The organism is Desulfurococcaceae archaeon MEX13E-LK6-19, assembly GCA_029637525.1.
Classification (GTDB): domain Archaea; phylum Thermoproteota; class Thermoprotei_A; order Sulfolobales; family Desulfurococcaceae; genus MEX13ELK6-19.
Genome location: CP072660.1, coordinates 1,331,625 through 1,348,491, shown reverse-complemented (window position 1 = coordinate 1,348,491; position 16,867 = coordinate 1,331,625). Strand labels below are relative to the sequence as shown.

Genomic DNA, 16,867 nt, shown 5'->3' with positions numbered 1-16,867 from the left:
TGGTGTGCTAACTACTATTATTAAAAGAATGCACGAGGGATAAATGTATTTCCCGGTATGAAAGAGTATAAACAAGGTGTAATTCTACTTCATTTCTTCAACACGCTCAATAATCCTCTGATGAATCTCCACAACCTCCATCGCTTTATTCCGGGGATCAATATCCCTTGTGATCAGTCTGCCTACAACCTCGTAATCAGCACCAGCCAGAAGCCCATCCCCGGGCTTGGCTCCCTGGATGCCTATTCCCGGCGATATTATCTTTATGTGTCTCCACCCATAGTCCTCGAGAAGCCTACGTGCCTTCCTTATAACCCAGGGGCGTGTAGCCGGTGCTATGATACCCCATGAGTTTGCTCTGACGGCTAGGCCAAGCAGTTTATCGAGCACAGGATCGAGGAAAGATACTCCGCCGGGATGGCTCATCGATACTATAGTCAGTAGCCTAGCGTTGTTTGATGCAAGGTACTCGCTGAGCTCTTTCAAGCCTTTGTCGTAGCCTATGAATGCATGGGCTGTAAAAGCGTTGAACCCTATTTTCACGAGAGGCTCGACAGCGAGAAGCATCATGTCAGATATGTCGGCGAGCTTGAAGTCAGCGATCTTTAGTTCAACGTTCTTCATAGCATTTATTATGTCCTTCAGCTCCTCGAGTCCACGTAGTTTAACAAGAAGAGTTAACCCGACTTCATAGCCTGCCACTAGATCCCTAGTAGACTCTATAATGTCTATAGCCCAGTTATAGGCGTCAACATCGGGTGGAGGGTCAAGAGCTATTATGAGACGTGGTTTTCTCTTCACAAACCACACCTACCCATTTCTTATCCACGTTCTTCTCTAAGTCTATACTCTAAAACACCCTTCATAAAACCATAGTATACAGGAGACGGTGCTAGTGGTCTGCTCTTGAACTCTGGGTGTGGCTGGGATCCAAGGTAGAAGCTATCGTAGTTCTTGATCTCGAGGAACTCCGGGTATCCCTCGGGACTCCACCCTGTGATCCTGAGTCCACCGCTTTCAAGTTTGTCTATGTAGCTCGGATTGACTTCGTATCTATGCCTATGTCTCTCGTAGACGATATCCCTCCTGTAGAGGCTGTGTACTAGACTACCTGGGACAAGTCTTATCGGCTGAGCACCAAGCCTCATCGAGCCCCCGAGGTGTTCTACGTGATACTGACTCGGCAACAGATCGACTACTGGATGCGGTGTATTCGGGTCTATCTCGGTGCTATTAGCTTTATCGAGACCAACAATGTTGCGGGCTGCTTCAACAACCATTAACTGCATGCCAAAGCATATGCCAAGAATAGGCTTGCCTCTCTCACGTAGATACTTTATAGCAGCTATCTTGCCTTCCGCGCCTCGTTTACCGAAGCCGGGGAGGATTATTGCTCCATCAACATCGTCTAGTACGCTGAGGCTAATCCTCTTGTTCTCGATATCTGTTGCCTCAACCCACTTGAACACAGGTTTTACTCCAAGCCATGCTGCAGCGTGTTTTACTGCCTCGATTATACTGATGTAGCTGTCACGTATCTTAGTGTACTTGCCGACCATGCCGATGACTACTTCTCGTGTAGGATTCTTTACCCTGTTGACGAACTCAAGCCATTTACCGAGATCTGGGTCACGGTATTCTAGCCCTAGCCTAGAAGCTATGTATTCTGTATAGCCTTGCTTATGGAGGACTATAGGCACCTCGTAAATGGTTTCGACATCAGGGTTGCTGAACACTGCTTTTATAGGAAGGTTGCTGTACAATGCTATCTTCCTACGGGCTTCTTCTTCGAGACTACGCGGAGACCTTATGACCAGGGCGTCTGGCTGTATACCTATCCTACGTAGCTCCTGGACACTGTGTTGCACAGGCTTTGTCTTCTGCTCGCCCGTGGTAGATAGTATGGGTGATAAAGCAACGTGTATAAACATTGTATCCTCGTATCCCTCCTCAATCCTCATCTGCCTTATTGCCTCAAGAAACGGTAGCCCCTCAATGTCCCCGACGGTACCACCAATCTCCACGAGCACTACATCAGCATTAGTCTCCTTGGCAACATCCCTGATCCTGTCCTTGATCTCGTTTGTTATATGAGGTATTATCTGGACACACTGCCCTAGATAAACGCCTTTCCTCTCCTTCTCGATAACAGACCAGTAGATCTGACCTGTCGTTATATTGTGTTTCCTGCTGAGATTGACGCCGAGAAACCTCTCGTAATGCCCGAGGTCTAGGTCTGTTTCACCGCCATCCTCTGTAACAAATACTTCTCCGTGCATATACGGGTTCATTGTGCCAGCATCAACGTTCACATAGGGGTCTATTTTTATCGCTGTCACATTATAGCCCATGGACTTCAGGAGAAGACCCGTACTGGCAACAACAACGCCTTTACCTAGACCTGAGAGCACTCCTCCTGTAATGAAAACGTATTTAGTCAATGCCGTTCACGATAATAGTGTAGTCCTAGACCACTACTTATATTCTTGGCTACTTAAACAGCCAAGGCGTGCAACCAAGATTTAGTAAATAATGTTAATAAAGGAGATCAGAGGGATCATAAGCACATGGGCTTTGAAAACGGGTGCAAAGAAAACTTGCCTCAAGAACTTGTACTCGAATATGTTTCTTGGCATGAAATACATGAAGCCTTGATCGATTTGTCCAAAAAGATAATAAATGACGGACACCAATTCGACGCCATAATAGCTATCGCCAAGGGAGGCTTTATACCCGCGAGAATAGTATCCGATCTCCTGGGAATCGAGGATATCGGTGTTATCGCTGTAAAATTCTATAAGAAAGCAGGAGTACAAATGGCTAAGCCAAGAATTCTCCACTCATTAACCATAGATGTGTATGATAAAGCAGTATTGATAGTAGATGATGTAGTTGATTCAGGTAGAACACTACAGTTAGTCCTAGAAGAAGCATACAGGCATGGAGCCAAGAAAGTCAAGACACTAGCACTATACGTCAAGCCATGGACAACAATGAAACCCGACTACTTCTACAAAACAACGAGAAACTGGGTAGTCTTCCCATGGGAGTTACTGGAGGTATATCGTGAACTAGGAATGAAAGCGTTGAAGGAAATAAGTGATGGCTTGAAAGAAGTCGATAGCCATATATTGAATAAGATCCTTGAACTACTTAAACAAGAATAGCGATCATATTTTTATTTCCCCTGGCAAAAAGGATTCTATCTATCTCTTTTGGCAAACCTATTAGTACAATCCATAGATATTAAAGTCAACATTATTTTAATCAGAACATATTGAATATATTACTGCTAAGGGAATCTAGGTGTGTTGATTTGAATAAACCTCCTACTGGAGGTACGAGCACTATAACAGGTTCAGTAATACAGGAACTCTATGCTCTCCCGAAGGAGCTCAGAAGCACGTATACCAGGTTCCTTATTATTTTCTATATTCTTCTTAGGTTTGGAGTAGCGTTTTTTGATTCAATACTTAGTGCTTTTTACGGATACCTATATATGCATGGGAAAATAGCTGCGGACGAGTTTGCTGCAAGAATTTACGAGCTTTGTTTAATGGAGACTGTAACCGATAGTTTTACAATGCTTTTCTTAAATATAGCGATCATTTTTGTTTTGGGTGGAGTGACTGGGTCCATCATTATAATGCATAGAGACCTCAAAGCGTTTAACCGTAACAACGTAGATAACATTGTTTCAAGAGAGAATACGTTGTATAACATAGTTGTAGCTCTCCTTGTAGTATACTTCATTATACTAGGAGTACGTGTTGTATACATGTACCTATTATTTGGAGCCGGGTATATTTTCACTCAATTGTTTTACTATAGAGATCATTACCTAGTGAATGAAAAGGATATTATGAATGCGCTTGAGCTTGTCTCGCTAGCGGAGACCAACATGTTTAACAACGATCTCACGTATAGACTTATAGTATTCTCACTATTATTGACACAAATACTTATTTGTTTAACCGTGTATTACTCAGCGAAATTAGCCACAAAAGTTCTTGAGATCAATAGTTATAAATACGCAGTAATAGCATGGTCTGGTGCATTAATTATAAAAAAGATCGTTATGATAAGACTTAGCATTATTCTCTCGCTTAAACTAGTTTTCGCAGCAGCATTCCTGATATTATTCGTTTTAAGCATATTGTTCATGAGGAGATTTTCATATAGACTCGAAGAACTGTTATCAAAAATAATAAGATAATGTATTGTGTATACTTGGTTTCATACTAGTCTTTATTTCTCTAAGGCATGGCAAGTAGTTTCCTAGAGGTGCAGAGAGTTGTACAACTCGGTTCCTAGCGAGGATAGAGTGAGAGCCTATATAGAGAACGTCAAGCTGGTTATCAATAGCCTCAGGAGCAAGGATATTGATAAAAAATACCCTAAGCTTGTTGAAGCTGCCGAGCTTTATATGAAGGATGCAGAATATTATCTTGAGGAAAAGAAAGACTTGTTTACAGCACTTGCTTGTATAGCTTATGCCGAAGGACTTATTGATTCTCTGAGATACCTTAGTTTTGAAGAGATCGAATGGGAATCTCTAGGCAAGCTTCTTGCTAGACCAAAAGTACTTGTCGCCGGGAGTTTCGAGATAATTCACCCCGGTCACATATACTATTTGAGGGAGGCATGGAAGAAGGGCAGAGTATACGTTGTTGTGGCACGGGACAAGAGTATCGAGAAGTTTAAGAAACGAGAACCCATAGTACCCGAGGAACAGAGGCTAGAGGTTGTAAAGAACATCAAGTACGTCTACAAGGCTGTTCTCGGCGACGAGAACGATTATTTAAAGCCTGTAGAGGATATAAAGCCTGATATAATACTGCTCGGACCCGATCAATGGCCTCGGGAAAACGAGCTTTTGGAGGAATTGAGGAAGCGGGGATTAAAGGACATTAGGATCGAGAGACTGCCTCATAGAGTTGATGGAAAACTGTATAGTACATCAAGGATTATAGAGAAGATCAAGGAAAAGTATTGTCACCCAAGTGATTCACGATAGAACTTCTCTCTAATCGGGTACTGTGATGCTTTCTCTTTCTCAGCGCTTTCCCTCGCTATCTCAGCTAGTTTATTGAGATCTATATTCGCTCTATACCATGGGCCCACGTTTTTCAGCGTCTCAGCAGCTTTGGTTACATTATAGCCTATGTTGTAGGAGTCTCTAATGGCTTGCTCATCTTCCAGAACATCATCAGCTGTGTGGTGGTATGCTATAGCCCATGCCGGTATGTGGACACCCATGCTATTCATTGTCACCATCATATAGGCTAACACGTGTATTGAACCACTATCATTACCTGTTGCTATGAACCCAGCGACTTTTCCTTCAAGAAGGCTTCTACCCGTGTGAAAAATCATGTTCTCCATACTCGTAAGCCTATCAATAAAGTTCTTCAACACTCCTGATACAGAGTACCAGTATATTGGTGTACCAAATATTATGCCGTCGCTCTCCAGAACCATGTCACCGATCTTATTGAAGTCATCGTCCTTAATAATGCATGGGAACCTGCAGACCAAGTGCTCATCAGATACACAGCCTATACAAGGCTTGATATTGTAATCGTAGAGATGAATAATTCTCGGCTCACCACCAGCATCAATAACGCCTTTCTCAGCTATTTTCAAGAGCTTGTATACGGCACCATATTTACGTGGTGAACCATTTATCAACAGTATCTTGGGCTTCATTGCATTCCACACCCCCATGCTTTTTCCTTTGGTTTTGCAGTATTTTTCCCGCAAAAATATGTTTCGCATGTACGTTTATTCCACTTTCTACAAGATAAACAGTATCAAAGAAACTATTATCATGGAATACAAGCGTAGGAGGAAACAGTATTGGCGTTACATTGATTTCGCCGATAGTCTATCGAGTACACTTGTTACCATTGGTCTGAGTTTCGGCGGTATCTTCTCTATCCCGAGCTCAAGGAACCCTCTTATGATGATAGATATCGCTTCATCCTCAGTAAAACCTCTAGCCATAAGGTACTCTAGTTCGTCCTGAGAGATCCTCCCTATGCTTGCCTCATGTGTCAAGTTTGTATTGCTTGTACTACTCTTCAAGACGGGTATTGTTGCTATTGTAGCATTGTCGCTAAGCAGTAGACCATGACATTCAACATGACCTCTTGTACCCGGTACTTCGGCTACAATTGTTGCCCTGGATTCTATACTGCTCTTATCCATGCCGAGGAGTCTTGATATTATTTCGGCACTGGCATCGGCTGCGAGAAGATATGCTGTCGTTGTGTATCCTAGGTTGCTTTCTCCTTTACCAACAACTATGGTGTCGCTTCTCGAAACAGAGTTGCTGCCTTCGTGATATATTTCTGTTATGAAACTTATTTTCTTGAGCTGTGTATAATTCACGTAGTAATCATAGTATACAGCGTTATCCATTAGAGTAATCTTTTTGACCGTAGATACTGCTACTGAAGGCGTCCAGTTATGTATCATAATCTTGTAGAGTTTAGCATTCCTCCCAACATATACCTCAGTGAAACTCGTGTGATAGCCTTCTTCGACGAGGGACAAACATCCAGTGGCTGCAACGGCTTCACCACCATCATCAATTATCGTTAGGTTGTATACTCTCTGTCTAACACCTCTACGTCCGAGAACGAAACACGTGTATATCGGGTCGACTAGCCTAGTATTCTTTGGAACATAAAGAAACACTCCGTCATCAATGTTCTTGGGATCTATTTTTATTTTCTTGAACCCATACTTCTCTATTAGATCGGGGTAATTCTTTATTGCATCACGTATGCTAGTATATATAACACCATACTCCATTAATGCTTTAGACAACGTGTGATAAACAAGTGACTCGTTGAGGACAATAGAGCCCTGCTTAGTAACCTCGAATCCGAGCTGTGTTACCTTAGACAAAGCCTCCTTAAGTATCTTCTCAATACTTACTTCAACCGTCATCTACACCACCATTACTCCTTCATGAAGCTCTTGTAGCCGTGGAGATGGAGTTTCCTAATAACGTCGTGTGCATCACCACTATAGACAATCCTCCCATTAATGAGTATGTAGCCTTTCCCAAGATTATCGAGGTAGCGGAGAATATACCCTAGGTGTGTAACCAAGAGAACAGCTGAGCCTTGGTCAGCTAGTTTATCGATATACGATGCTATCCTCTTGATACTATCAATATCGACACCACTATCAGGCTCATCGAGTAGTGCTACTCGTGGTTTCTGTAGAATAGTTAGGAAGAGCTCTGTTCTCTTTACTTCACCGCCGCTAAAACCATCGTATAGATCTCTGTCAAGCAGGTACTCTACATTGAGTTCTTTAACAAGCGTATTTACTTCTTCAAGACTCGTATACATGGACGCTATCTTCTTAGCCAAATACCCGAGCTTAACCCTGATCCTAGGCGGGCTCTGGAACAACAACGATATGCCTGCTCTGGCACGCTCCCATACAGGCTTCCCAGTTATATCCTCTCCATTGAACAGTATTTTCCCTGTCACAATCTTGTATCTAGGTAAACCAATTATTCCATACAAGAGTGTTGACTTACCACTACCATTTGGACCAAGGAGAACAGCTATTTCACCACGCTCAATATCAAGGCTGACATTCTTTACTATAATGTTGCTGGAGTCATTGACCGTGATGCTCACGTTCTCTAGCGCCAGTACTGGCACCTAGCCCACCTCTCTATTGTGAATCTATATGGAGTACTTTATATCTATCCCACTTAATCCAGGTTATCTGCTACACTCAGCGGGAACACTAATCTCCGAGCAACAATTTATCCCTACCTAAACCCGTATTCTCCGGGACACTACATGTTTTAAGGAGGAGTTTTATGATACTACACTAGCCCGATTACCTTACGTGTACTCGAACCATACAACGGGGTTCACTATGTATGCAAGGGATGTTGGTGAAGAAGAGATAGTTAGAATGATCGTGAAGCTTCTCGATAAACCGGTTCACGGAGAAAGACTCCCTGAAGGCGATGACGCGAGAGATATTACTGTGAAGGGACCCAGGATCCTCTTTAGCATCGATGGCTATAGCATCGAATCAGCCTTGCTTCCATGGAGAACACTGGAGGACATAGGATGGGCTGCGGTAACTGGTACCGTAAGCGATATAGTATCGAAAGCTGGCTGGCCCGAAGGTGTAATGGCTAGCATAGGGATCCCCCGTGAGTGGAGCATAGAAGAAATCATGAGCCTAATGAAGGGTATTCGTGAAGCCTGTAGTTACTATGGTGTCAGGTTCCTTGGAGGAGACACGAACTCCTCGAAAGACCCATGGATCACTGTAGCAGCAATAGGCTTCACATCAACAGCATATCCTCCCCCGAGAAACAACGCCAAGCCCGGGGACGCTGTTATCGTGACTGGAGACAACTACGGCGCGATGGGAGTTGTTGCACTGGATGGTATCGAGAAAGCTAGGGATATCAAATGGGTTGTAGAGAAGACGAAGAGACCTATAACCGAAGTAAGGACAGCAGGCATTATACAAGGGTATGCAAAAGCTTTCCATGCAACAATGGATGTAAGCGACGGGCTTGCATATACTATACACACTATAGCCAAGGCATCAGGAGTAGGAATACATATCAAAGAGAAACCCCTATACCCAAAGGAACTCGACGACTACTGTAAAAACAATGATAAATGCATTTGGGAGCGCATACTCTTCGGCGGAGAAGAATACGGTGTAGTACTTGTCGTAGACAAAAAATACCTAGACAAAATAACTAGGGAACTAACAAACTACGATATACCATTCAAGATAATAGGAGAAGTAATTGAAGACAAACAAATCACTATAGAAGGTTATGGAGAGCTAAAACCACGCAGATGGGATCAATTCAAAGGATGGACCATACTTAGCTAGCCATCAATAAGATAATGGCAGTAGCCAAGTACAGTATTCCCTATAGTTCTCCAGCTATGACCAATGAAAATGCTGTTGCTACCGTTGCTCCGAGAACCATCGAGTAGAGATTTATTGGCTCATTATTTACTATAGATACCAGGTAGATTATAACAAAATAGCCTACAACAGGTATTAAAGCTATCAGTAATCTCATACCCCATGGTATAGGTTTTGCTCTCCTGGTCGGAGGGAATATCTTGTTTAATTTAAGTCTAGAACATACACTTCTAAAACTACATGATGTACACCTACTGTAGTCAATGACAAAATACTTCTTCTTAACCACGTACAGTAGACACCAGATAATAGCAACCCAGCTAATAAGACCTAGTATAACAACACAATACCCAGTAACCACCCTAAAGCACCCAATTACTCTAAGCTCAATATCATAACATCATAACCCTAAAATAAAAATTATAGTGTATAAAGAAGAACATCTTTCTCAAAATCATAAGCTAACTAGAATCCTGTTTTCTTACAAAAATGTTGCTCTGCTTCGCCGACCCTCTTCATCGCGTTAAGTAACGCTCTGACACGGGTTCGCTCTTCATCGCTTCAATTATATATTAAATCATAATAGCTATATATAGCCAACACCAATAAGGACTTTATGGCAGTATTGATGGTCTAATAAAAGAAATGTATTATTGCTTAAAACTGTTTTTGAAGATATTTTTCTTCTAGGTATTTTATGAAGTACTCGGGGTTTATTGTCTCGCCAAAGCTTCTCTGAAGCAGTTCTTTCGGTGGATACACTGAGCCCCAACGGTGTATTTTCTCTCTCAAGTATTCTCTTACTTGCTTGAATCTTCTTTCTCTAGCGATCTCGTCTATGTTGCCTAGTTGTTTCTCGGCATGGTACTTTATTTGTGCCGCGAGTATTGTGCCTAGAGAGTATGTTGGGAAGTAGCCTATGCTTCCCATGCTCCAGTGTATATCCTGGAGAACGCCTTCGCTGTAGGTCTTGGGCTTTATCCCTAGGAGTCTCTCCATTTCTTGGTTCCATAGTTCTGGGAGTTCATCAGCTTTTACTTCCCCTGTTATCATTAGTTTCTCGAGTTTGAACCTGAGGATTATGTGGAGGTTGTAGGTTACTTCGTCTGCTTCGGTTCTAATGAGGCTGGGCTTGACGGTGTTGAAGTATAGGTAGATGTCATTGGGGCTATAGTTCTTTATGAACCTGAGGCTCTTGGCTAATATGGGGTATATTGTTTCGACGAAGCCCATACTTCTACCGATAATGTTTTCCCAGAACCTGGACTGGCTCTCGTGGAGACCTAGTGAGGTGATCTCTGTTAGTGGTGTCATGGAGAACCTTTTATCGATCTGTAGCTGATATAGAGCATGACCGAATTCATGGACTGTCCCAAGGAGGCTCCTCTTGAAGTCCTTGCCCTCATACCTAGTCGTTATCCTTACATCGAATATCCCCATGTGTATAGTGAAGGGATGTGCTGACTCGTCTAGTCTAGCCCTGTTGAATGGGTAGCCGAGTATCCTGAGGACTCTCTCGTTGACACGCTTCATAGCCCTGATGTTATACTCTACTTCCTCAAGCGGGTGTGTTTGGGGATACGTTTTCTCCTCGAGAACACGCTCCAGGATCTTCTTAACACCGGGCTCGAGTACACGGAAAACCTCCTCTACCTCGCGTGTAGTCATACCCTCCTCGTAGAGATCCAGGAGTGCATCATAAGGGTGCTCTTTGTACCCTAGGTACTCTGCTTTCTCTCTATTTAACTCAATGATCTTCTTGAGATAAGGCTTGAATAAATCATAGTTGTTGGCCTTCTTAGCATTCCTCCACACGACAACAGCTTCCTGCGTAACCTTAGCGAACTCGTGGACGTGTCTAGGCGGGAGCTTCTTTGCAACCCTAATAGTCCTCTCTAGGACACGAATCAACCCCTTCTCATAATCATTAAGATCCTTGAGCTCGGCCGCCTTCTCAACAAGCTTGACAAACTTCTCATCAGTGATAAGCTTCTGGGCAAGAACGCTAAGCTCGGCAACAGCACTACTCCTCTCAACAACACCTTTCTCAGGCATATAGGTCTCTGTGTCCCAGTGGAGAAGATTTAAAGCATGCCCAATAGCCCAGATCTTCCTATAGTAATCCAGGATCTCCTTGATAATCTTCTTCCTAGAAAACAAGCCCACAACACCTCCCATGAAAAACAAAATTCATTACCCAGCAATAAAAACTTGTCTAAGACCGAATCAAAAATAAAACACCTATAGTGAAAACAGAGAAAAACTAGTATAGTTCAGAAACAACTAAGAAGTATTTGCTATTACTCAATCTCTAAGGGTGGGATAGTGTACTTGAGTGAAAACAGTAAGAGAAATCGTATGAAGGTACTTGCCATAGTTCTTCTATTCATATTATCCATAGGTTTCTCCGTATACGTAACCCATCAACTTATGGTCAAGGAGTTTAGCAGGAATGGCTTCATAAAATCGTTGGCTAGAGCGAGTCTTGTCCCGATAAGGGATGACTTGGCAGATATTATTAAGTCTCTAAAAGAAGGTAATGAAACGTTGTTTAATGCATCTGTAGACAAACTAGCTGCTGACCTAGAATATCTTGAGTACTATGGTGAATATCTTAGTCTTCTAGGTAAGGAGAACAAAATACATGATATTGTTAGGTTGTTAAATGAAACTGCACGATTACTTAAAATCCATGGTTTCGAGAAGATTAGGACAAAGTATTTGACAGACGAAGAATTCAGGGAAGCTCTTGAAACAGTGTATAGTGATTTCTGGGATAGAGCAAACTTCGTTACCACCGTAGGAGACGACTTCTATAATGATGATCTCTACATAGAACATTTGAGGGAATTATTATCCGAAATCTAAAACAAAATAATCCCAACGAAGATGTATTGTTTTTAACACCGTAAGAGTACGTAACTATAGTTTTATTGAGAGAACAATCTCCTGTTCAATAATTTTATGCTGATAGTTTTTGACATACCTTTCATATATGTTTTTGTCTATTATCAGGCGTAGCTTCTTGAACCCAGCGTTTCTAGCGATCTCGAGCATTGTATCTATAGCCTCAGGTAAACTGGCTACGTCTTTGATCCAAAGGTATAGACTAGCTGTATCCTTATTCATCCAAAGGCTCTCAATGATAAAGGCTGTCTGTAGTCCTGGTATGTAGCCTTCTATGGTTTTTACTACCTCTTCTTCTACAGCGTATTTCCATCTGCTTTTAATCCATGCAGTGAAAGATGACTCTATGCGTGGTGATATAAACCATGTATCCTCTAGTACATTATAGTTGCTTGGAAACTCCTTGACATCATATGATACGCTATGTGGTTTAATGTTTTCTATGTCTAGTTCTGCATTAACTATATTGTATGCAATGGTGTTGAACCCGCATTTCTTGTAGAAACCCACAGCTTCTTTAGCGGGCCAAACACTAACGGTATCACAGTTGCGTTCTTTCGCGATCTCTATTGCTTTGTTGACAAGGGATCTACCGATACCTCTACGCCTATAGTCCCTATGGACCTCGAGTATATCGATGAAAGCTGTTTTGCCGAGAACTCCTTTCTCCTTACCGATATAGAGCTCTAGTTCACCAACAATCTTGCCGTCAAGTAGAGCCACGAGAGGATACTGGTTGTGGACAAGCACGTAGTTGATATGGATAGCGCATGTCTCGATACTCATCCATGGGCCGCCGTGACCCCAGCGATCCAAGACGCTGAGCTCGTCGTAACTAGCCTCAATTCTCCTTCCATCAACCCATTTATACCACTTATCAACACCAGAACAATGAACCTCAACAATACCCTTAACATCATCAAGAGAAGCCATCCTAATATATAACATTAGCAAACACCTAATAACATGTATTTCAAATACTAGGTATTTCTAAAAGATACAGTATAGCTATCCCGCGTAGTATATATGTTTCCCTAGATTTTCAGGTAGATTCTCCAAACCCTACTTTGAGCTCATTGGGAGGCCTATATAGTAGACCAGTCTTCTTGAGAACTTCTCTTCAAAATAAGAGCTCTCCTTACCCCTAGTATTGTATACGCTGTACAAAGAATGCTTGAACCATTGACTTCGATCAATACCTTGGAAACCCTGAGCTAATAGCCTCCTCAAAATAGATGCAATTGTTCTTCCTTCAAGAGAAGCATAAGTCTTAACAAGCATATAGAGCTCTTCATCAAAATTCTTGATCGCCACTAGCCTAGTTCTTTTCAACTGGTTGAACAAGTCCATACTAGGCAACCTAGTTAAACCAGGTAAACCAAACTACATATTCTGTTCCCTCAAACCCATGTAGCATGATAGCTAAATAACATGTTTAAGCGAATACGATGAAAAGTATTTACTAAGTAAACACTTTCTGGTGTCTCATTATGATTATCCGTAATGCCACGTATAATGATCTTGATGCTATGGCTAGTGTTTATGCGAGAGCATTCGGGTTTAAGGGTGATATCTCGCTCGTTAAAATGGTGTTTGAGGTTTGTCTTGAAGTCCAGCCTGATGGTTGTTTTGTTGCTTGCCTGGATAACAGAGTTGTTGGCACGGGATGCTTCTTTATCTACGGTTCTTTTGCTTGGGTTGGTGGTGTATGTGTTGTTCCGGAGTATCAACGTAGAGGTATTGGCACTAGGATCATGGAGAGAATACTCCGGGAACTCAAAACACGGGGTATCGAGACCATTAGGCTTGACTCAACTAAGGCAGGGTACAGGCTCTATAAGAAGCTGGGTTTTATCGAAGAGTACAAGACTATAACCTACGATCTCTCAAACATTGATACCAGCTTATGTCCTAGTAAAGATGAAGTAGAGGTTCTAGACAATATCCCCGATTTCGTCGCTGAAACGGATCGCATGGTTTTTGGTGGGGATAGAGTACGTGTACTCAGGGCCTGGCTTAAGAGAGGGGCAAAACTACTAGTCATCAGGGATCAAGGCTACGCCATGGTCCAGAAGACCAGGATCGGGCCCGTGATAGCAAACAACGAGGATACAGCTTGTACATTAATACTGGAGAGCATAAGACTGGGTGTAACAAAGATAACTATCCCCGAAGCCAACACCAAGGCGGTAGAGCTCATGAATAAAGTGGGAGCAAAACCGCTAGTATACTGCACCAGAATGAGACTAGGGCCTAAATACAATGAAGACACAAGCAAAATATATGGAATTCTAAATTACGCAAAAGGATAAACATTGATAGAACTTAACTTAGTTTCTACCTTTATATAACATATTTTCAATGCTTCCCCGATATCAGCCTTAGCTATTACTATGAGTGGTGAAGAATTATGTGGTAAAGTTGCTCAATACATAGGATACTTCTGTGAAGAAAAATGTATATGTTGTTCGATAGATTGTAATCGCAATAGTCTTTTATTCATGTAGAGCTTCTATTTTGAAGTGGTGATATCTTGTTCCGTTGCCCGAGATATCTCCTGGACTCTGTTAGAAAATTGATGGTTCGTAACGGTGATCTGAGCTTATTAGGAGACTATATTGTTGTTGGTCTTGGCGGAGGATTTGATGTTCTTCCCCAACTGCTTGAGGATCCCCGTGATGTATCTGGTTATGCTAGGACAATAAAGACGTACACTGGGTACTATAAGGAGGCAAAAGTTTCTGTTGTAGCTATGGGTGGTGGACCGTCTTATACTGAATGGGTTGTAGCACTAGCTCATATGAAGAATGCTAGAGCATTGATAGGGGTAGGGTGGTGTGGCGCTCTCCAAGAGGACATAGAGATAGGAGATGCTGTTATCCCAGTAGCGACTATACGAGACGAGGATACCTCGACACACTATGTTGATCCATGCTTCCCTGCTATAGGTGATCCCAGGCTTGTGGCTATGGCTATGGAGAATATTAAGCCCCGTATTGAAAAACTAGGGTCAAATCTATGGCTAGGAGTAACAGTAACAACTTCAGCAATGCTTGCTGAAACACCAGAACGTATTGAGGCATGGAGAAGACATAGAGCTTTATGCGTGGATGGAGAGACATCAACTCTCTATACTCTAAGCTACCTTGCTGGTATACCGTCACTAGTTCTACTTGCTGTAAGCGATAATGTTGTTCTAGGAAAAGACTGTGGATTTGAAACAGAGCTAAGTAGGAAAGTTGATAGAATATATCAAGAACTGGCAAAAGGGGCTCTTGAAGTAATTACGAGGCTGCAGAGAGCAGATACTACATAAAGCGTATTGCGAAAATGTTCCTCGATCAAATAGGTATTTCTAACTAGTGCCCAGGAATTTTATGTGAAATTTAGTTGGGATTCCATAGCCATTCTGAGTAATGAGTACATGTTGTTCTATGCTACTCCGCTTTTACCTGGTATGTATACTGCTGGCCTGTTTGCGAAGGCCATGTTTGCTTCAAGACTATAGTCTATGAAGTCTGCTATAACTTGTTTATAGAAGCCTCCCATGGAGTGTCATGTTGGATACATCTTTGGTTCCTCGGATTTCCTAGACCTTACATAATACATGCTTACACACACTATCATTACTATCGATGTCAGCGCTAATATTATGGCTGCATATGATCTCTCGGGCGGTATTATAGTACAGTATGTTGTGGTGTCGTTGCTATAAACTATAATAGGCTCTAGAACCCCCTCATCGCTTCCGAAGAACTGCTGGATGCTGCCACAGTATATCGTGTTTCTTACCACCAAGTAGCTATGTATATGGTGAACGGGTATCGCTATTGTCAGTAGCATTATTGATGCAAGCATCAGGATTATATTGGCTGTTCTAGTAACATAAACTCCTTTAAACATCATTAACAGGAATATCGTGTAGAGTGCTGTCAATATAATAACCACGTAGAGTGCTGGTAGAGCTTTGCTTCTGATATTCGATACGCTAGCATCTATAATAGTGTAGTAGTCTTCACTACTAGTGTCAACGGGTACAATAGGGGAACTTGCTGACAAGTAGTTTACTGGCAGAGCTTTAAACCCCTTGACCTCGATATGCGTCTTCTCTAAATTTGAGTACCCGTTGAAGAACCCCCTGTAGATAATAATATCCGATGTACAAACCTGATAGACTAGATAGATCGCCGCCACCAAGAGAATCAATGCTATGGCTTCAACTACTGGTTTCTCGATGACTCTCACTGCCTACTCACCACTATTGTTTGTTCTTGGACATAGTTTATTTTCTCGCAAACAATCCTGATCCTAACAATATTTTTGTCTATGAGCCCTGTATAATATGGCGTATAAGTCCATGTCCTGCCAGGGTAAATCCTAGTAGTCTCATTGAGTACCCCAACCACTGTCTCATTAGATACTAGCGTGACATTATACTCTACTTCCACCGGGAAAGGCAGGTTGTTGACAATCTGGAATGTGCTATTAGTCTTCTTAACCACTGGTGGCTCGAGGACAAGAGTCTTTATTACAGAGTACTTGAACAAACCCGCCGTTGTATTAAGAAACACCGTGATATTGTATGTGTTCCTGAGTCCTTTCACAAAGGGAGTATAACTTAGAGGGTACGTATAGAATAGACGGCCCTTGCCGGTAGTTCTATCATAGGAGAAGCCTACATGTGGTGCATAATACTTTTCAACACTAGTACCATTAATGAACACCTTTATCCCGATTACAACATCACATTCCTCACTCTCTAAATACCATACCGGGATGTTCTCAAATGCAACCACTATCTTCAGCTCAATAATGGAATCTCTATAGACGATATCTGCTTTCTCAACAAATACTCTCTGAGAAGACTGAGCTCTAGATCCCAGTACCTCAAACGCATTATGTTCTTCCCCAGTGAAGAGAGGGACATAATATATCTCGAAAAACACGAAGACGATAATTGATACAACAGCACAGAAAATAGTGAGACTATTGAGTCCCGTAGAGTACTCATAGCCCAAGA

Annotated in this window: 18 protein-coding genes; 7 read left to right on the top strand and 11 right to left on the bottom strand. The window is 42.2% G+C overall.

Annotated elements, in window-relative coordinates; translation table 11 throughout:
* Positions 1 to 84: 84 nt before the first annotated feature.
* Entirely contained in the window at positions 85 to 801 is a 717-nt protein-coding gene (locus tag J4526_07120) for an orotidine 5'-phosphate decarboxylase (GenBank protein ID WFO74838.1), read from the bottom strand.
* 20 nt (positions 802 to 821) lie between these two features.
* Positions 822 to 2,441 carry a CTP synthase gene (locus J4526_07115; GenBank protein ID WFO74837.1) on the bottom strand — a complete coding sequence of 540 codons (1,620 nt, stop codon included), beginning with the start codon at positions 2,439 to 2,441 and terminating at the stop codon, positions 822 to 824.
* Positions 2,442 to 2,597: 156 nt separating this feature from the next.
* Between J4526_07115 and J4526_07110 the strand changes: the two genes are divergently transcribed.
* From J4526_07110 to J4526_07100, 3 genes are all read left to right on the top strand, one after another.
* A complete protein-coding gene (locus J4526_07110; GenBank protein WFO74836.1) occupies positions 2,598 to 3,167 on the top strand; it encodes a phosphoribosyltransferase in 570 nt (189 codons plus the stop codon).
* 149 nt (positions 3,168 to 3,316) lie between these two features.
* Positions 3,317 to 4,216 carry a hypothetical protein gene (locus tag J4526_07105; GenBank protein WFO74835.1) on the top strand — a complete coding sequence of 300 codons (900 nt, stop codon included), beginning with the start codon at positions 3,317 to 3,319 and terminating at the stop codon, positions 4,214 to 4,216.
* Positions 4,217 to 4,294: 78 nt separating this feature from the next.
* Positions 4,295 to 5,017, top strand: a complete 723-nt coding sequence (locus tag J4526_07100) for a DUF357 domain-containing protein (GenBank protein WFO74834.1) — start codon at positions 4,295 to 4,297, stop codon at positions 5,015 to 5,017.
* Here J4526_07100 and J4526_07095 read toward each other — a convergent pair.
* The 3 genes from J4526_07095 to J4526_07085 all read right to left on the bottom strand — a co-directional run bounded on the left by J4526_07095 (position 4,996) and on the right by J4526_07085 (position 7,688).
* Positions 4,996 to 5,709, bottom strand: a complete 714-nt coding sequence (locus J4526_07095) for a flavodoxin family protein (protein ID WFO74833.1) — start codon at positions 5,707 to 5,709, stop codon at positions 4,996 to 4,998. The genes J4526_07100 and J4526_07095 overlap by 22 nt on opposite strands.
* Before the next feature lie 156 nt (positions 5,710 to 5,865).
* Positions 5,866 to 6,957: a SufD family Fe-S cluster assembly protein gene (locus J4526_07090; GenBank protein ID WFO74832.1), complete on the bottom strand. Its 1,092-nt coding sequence runs from the start codon at positions 6,955 to 6,957 to the stop codon at positions 5,866 to 5,868.
* Positions 6,958 to 6,968: 11 nt separating this feature from the next.
* Positions 6,969 to 7,688 carry an ATP-binding cassette domain-containing protein gene (locus J4526_07085; protein ID WFO74831.1) on the bottom strand — a complete coding sequence of 240 codons (720 nt, stop codon included), beginning with the start codon at positions 7,686 to 7,688 and terminating at the stop codon, positions 6,969 to 6,971.
* A 223-nt stretch (positions 7,689 to 7,911) separates the two neighbouring features.
* Here J4526_07085 and J4526_07080 point away from each other — a divergent pair, with 223 nt between their 5' ends.
* Positions 7,912 to 8,901, top strand: coding sequence for a thiamine-monophosphate kinase (locus J4526_07080; GenBank protein ID WFO74830.1), 990 nt, complete (start codon positions 7,912 to 7,914; stop codon positions 8,899 to 8,901).
* A gap of 40 nt (positions 8,902 to 8,941) precedes the next feature.
* Here the strand turns inward: J4526_07080 and J4526_07075 are convergent, their stop codons facing one another.
* Positions 8,942 to 9,301 carry a hypothetical protein gene (locus J4526_07075; protein WFO74829.1) on the bottom strand — a complete coding sequence of 120 codons (360 nt, stop codon included), beginning with the start codon at positions 9,299 to 9,301 and terminating at the stop codon, positions 8,942 to 8,944.
* 296 nt (positions 9,302 to 9,597) lie between these two features.
* Positions 9,598 to 11,118, bottom strand: a complete 1,521-nt coding sequence (locus J4526_07070) for a carboxypeptidase M32 (protein ID WFO76371.1) — start codon at positions 11,116 to 11,118, stop codon at positions 9,598 to 9,600.
* 153 nt (positions 11,119 to 11,271) lie between these two features.
* Between J4526_07070 and J4526_07065 the strand changes: the two genes are divergently transcribed.
* Positions 11,272 to 11,808 carry a hypothetical protein gene (locus J4526_07065; GenBank protein WFO74828.1) on the top strand — a complete coding sequence of 179 codons (537 nt, stop codon included), beginning with the start codon at positions 11,272 to 11,274 and terminating at the stop codon, positions 11,806 to 11,808.
* Positions 11,809 to 11,862: 54 nt separating this feature from the next.
* Here J4526_07065 and J4526_07060 read toward each other — a convergent pair whose 3' ends face one another.
* A complete protein-coding gene (locus J4526_07060) occupies positions 11,863 to 12,795 on the bottom strand; it encodes a GNAT family N-acetyltransferase (protein ID WFO74827.1) in 933 nt (310 codons plus the stop codon).
* A 114-nt stretch (positions 12,796 to 12,909) separates the two neighbouring features.
* Entirely contained in the window at positions 12,910 to 13,206 is a 297-nt protein-coding gene (locus J4526_07055) for a hypothetical protein (GenBank protein ID WFO74826.1), read from the bottom strand.
* 131 nt (positions 13,207 to 13,337) lie between these two features.
* Here J4526_07055 and J4526_07050 point away from each other — a divergent pair, with 131 nt between their 5' ends.
* Both J4526_07050 and J4526_07045 read left to right on the top strand, forming a co-directional pair.
* Positions 13,338 to 14,159 (top strand): GNAT family N-acetyltransferase, encoded by an 822-nt coding sequence (locus J4526_07050; protein WFO74825.1) that lies wholly within the window; start codon positions 13,338 to 13,340, stop codon positions 14,157 to 14,159.
* A gap of 221 nt (positions 14,160 to 14,380) precedes the next feature.
* Complete coding sequence (locus tag J4526_07045; GenBank protein WFO74824.1) at positions 14,381 to 15,163, top strand: hypothetical protein; 783 nt, start codon at positions 14,381 to 14,383, stop codon at positions 15,161 to 15,163.
* A 239-nt stretch (positions 15,164 to 15,402) separates the two neighbouring features.
* Here J4526_07045 and J4526_07040 read toward each other — a convergent pair whose 3' ends face one another.
* Positions 15,403 to 16,092, bottom strand: coding sequence for a hypothetical protein (locus tag J4526_07040; GenBank protein ID WFO74823.1), 690 nt, complete (start codon positions 16,090 to 16,092; stop codon positions 15,403 to 15,405).
* The gene (locus J4526_07035) at positions 16,089 to 16,865 is read right to left on the bottom strand and encodes a hypothetical protein (protein ID WFO74822.1); all 777 of its coding nucleotides are present in this window, start codon (positions 16,863 to 16,865) and stop codon (positions 16,089 to 16,091) included. The genes J4526_07040 and J4526_07035 overlap by 4 nt, the downstream gene beginning before the upstream one ends.
* Between the last annotated feature and the right edge of the window lie 2 nt (positions 16,866 to 16,867).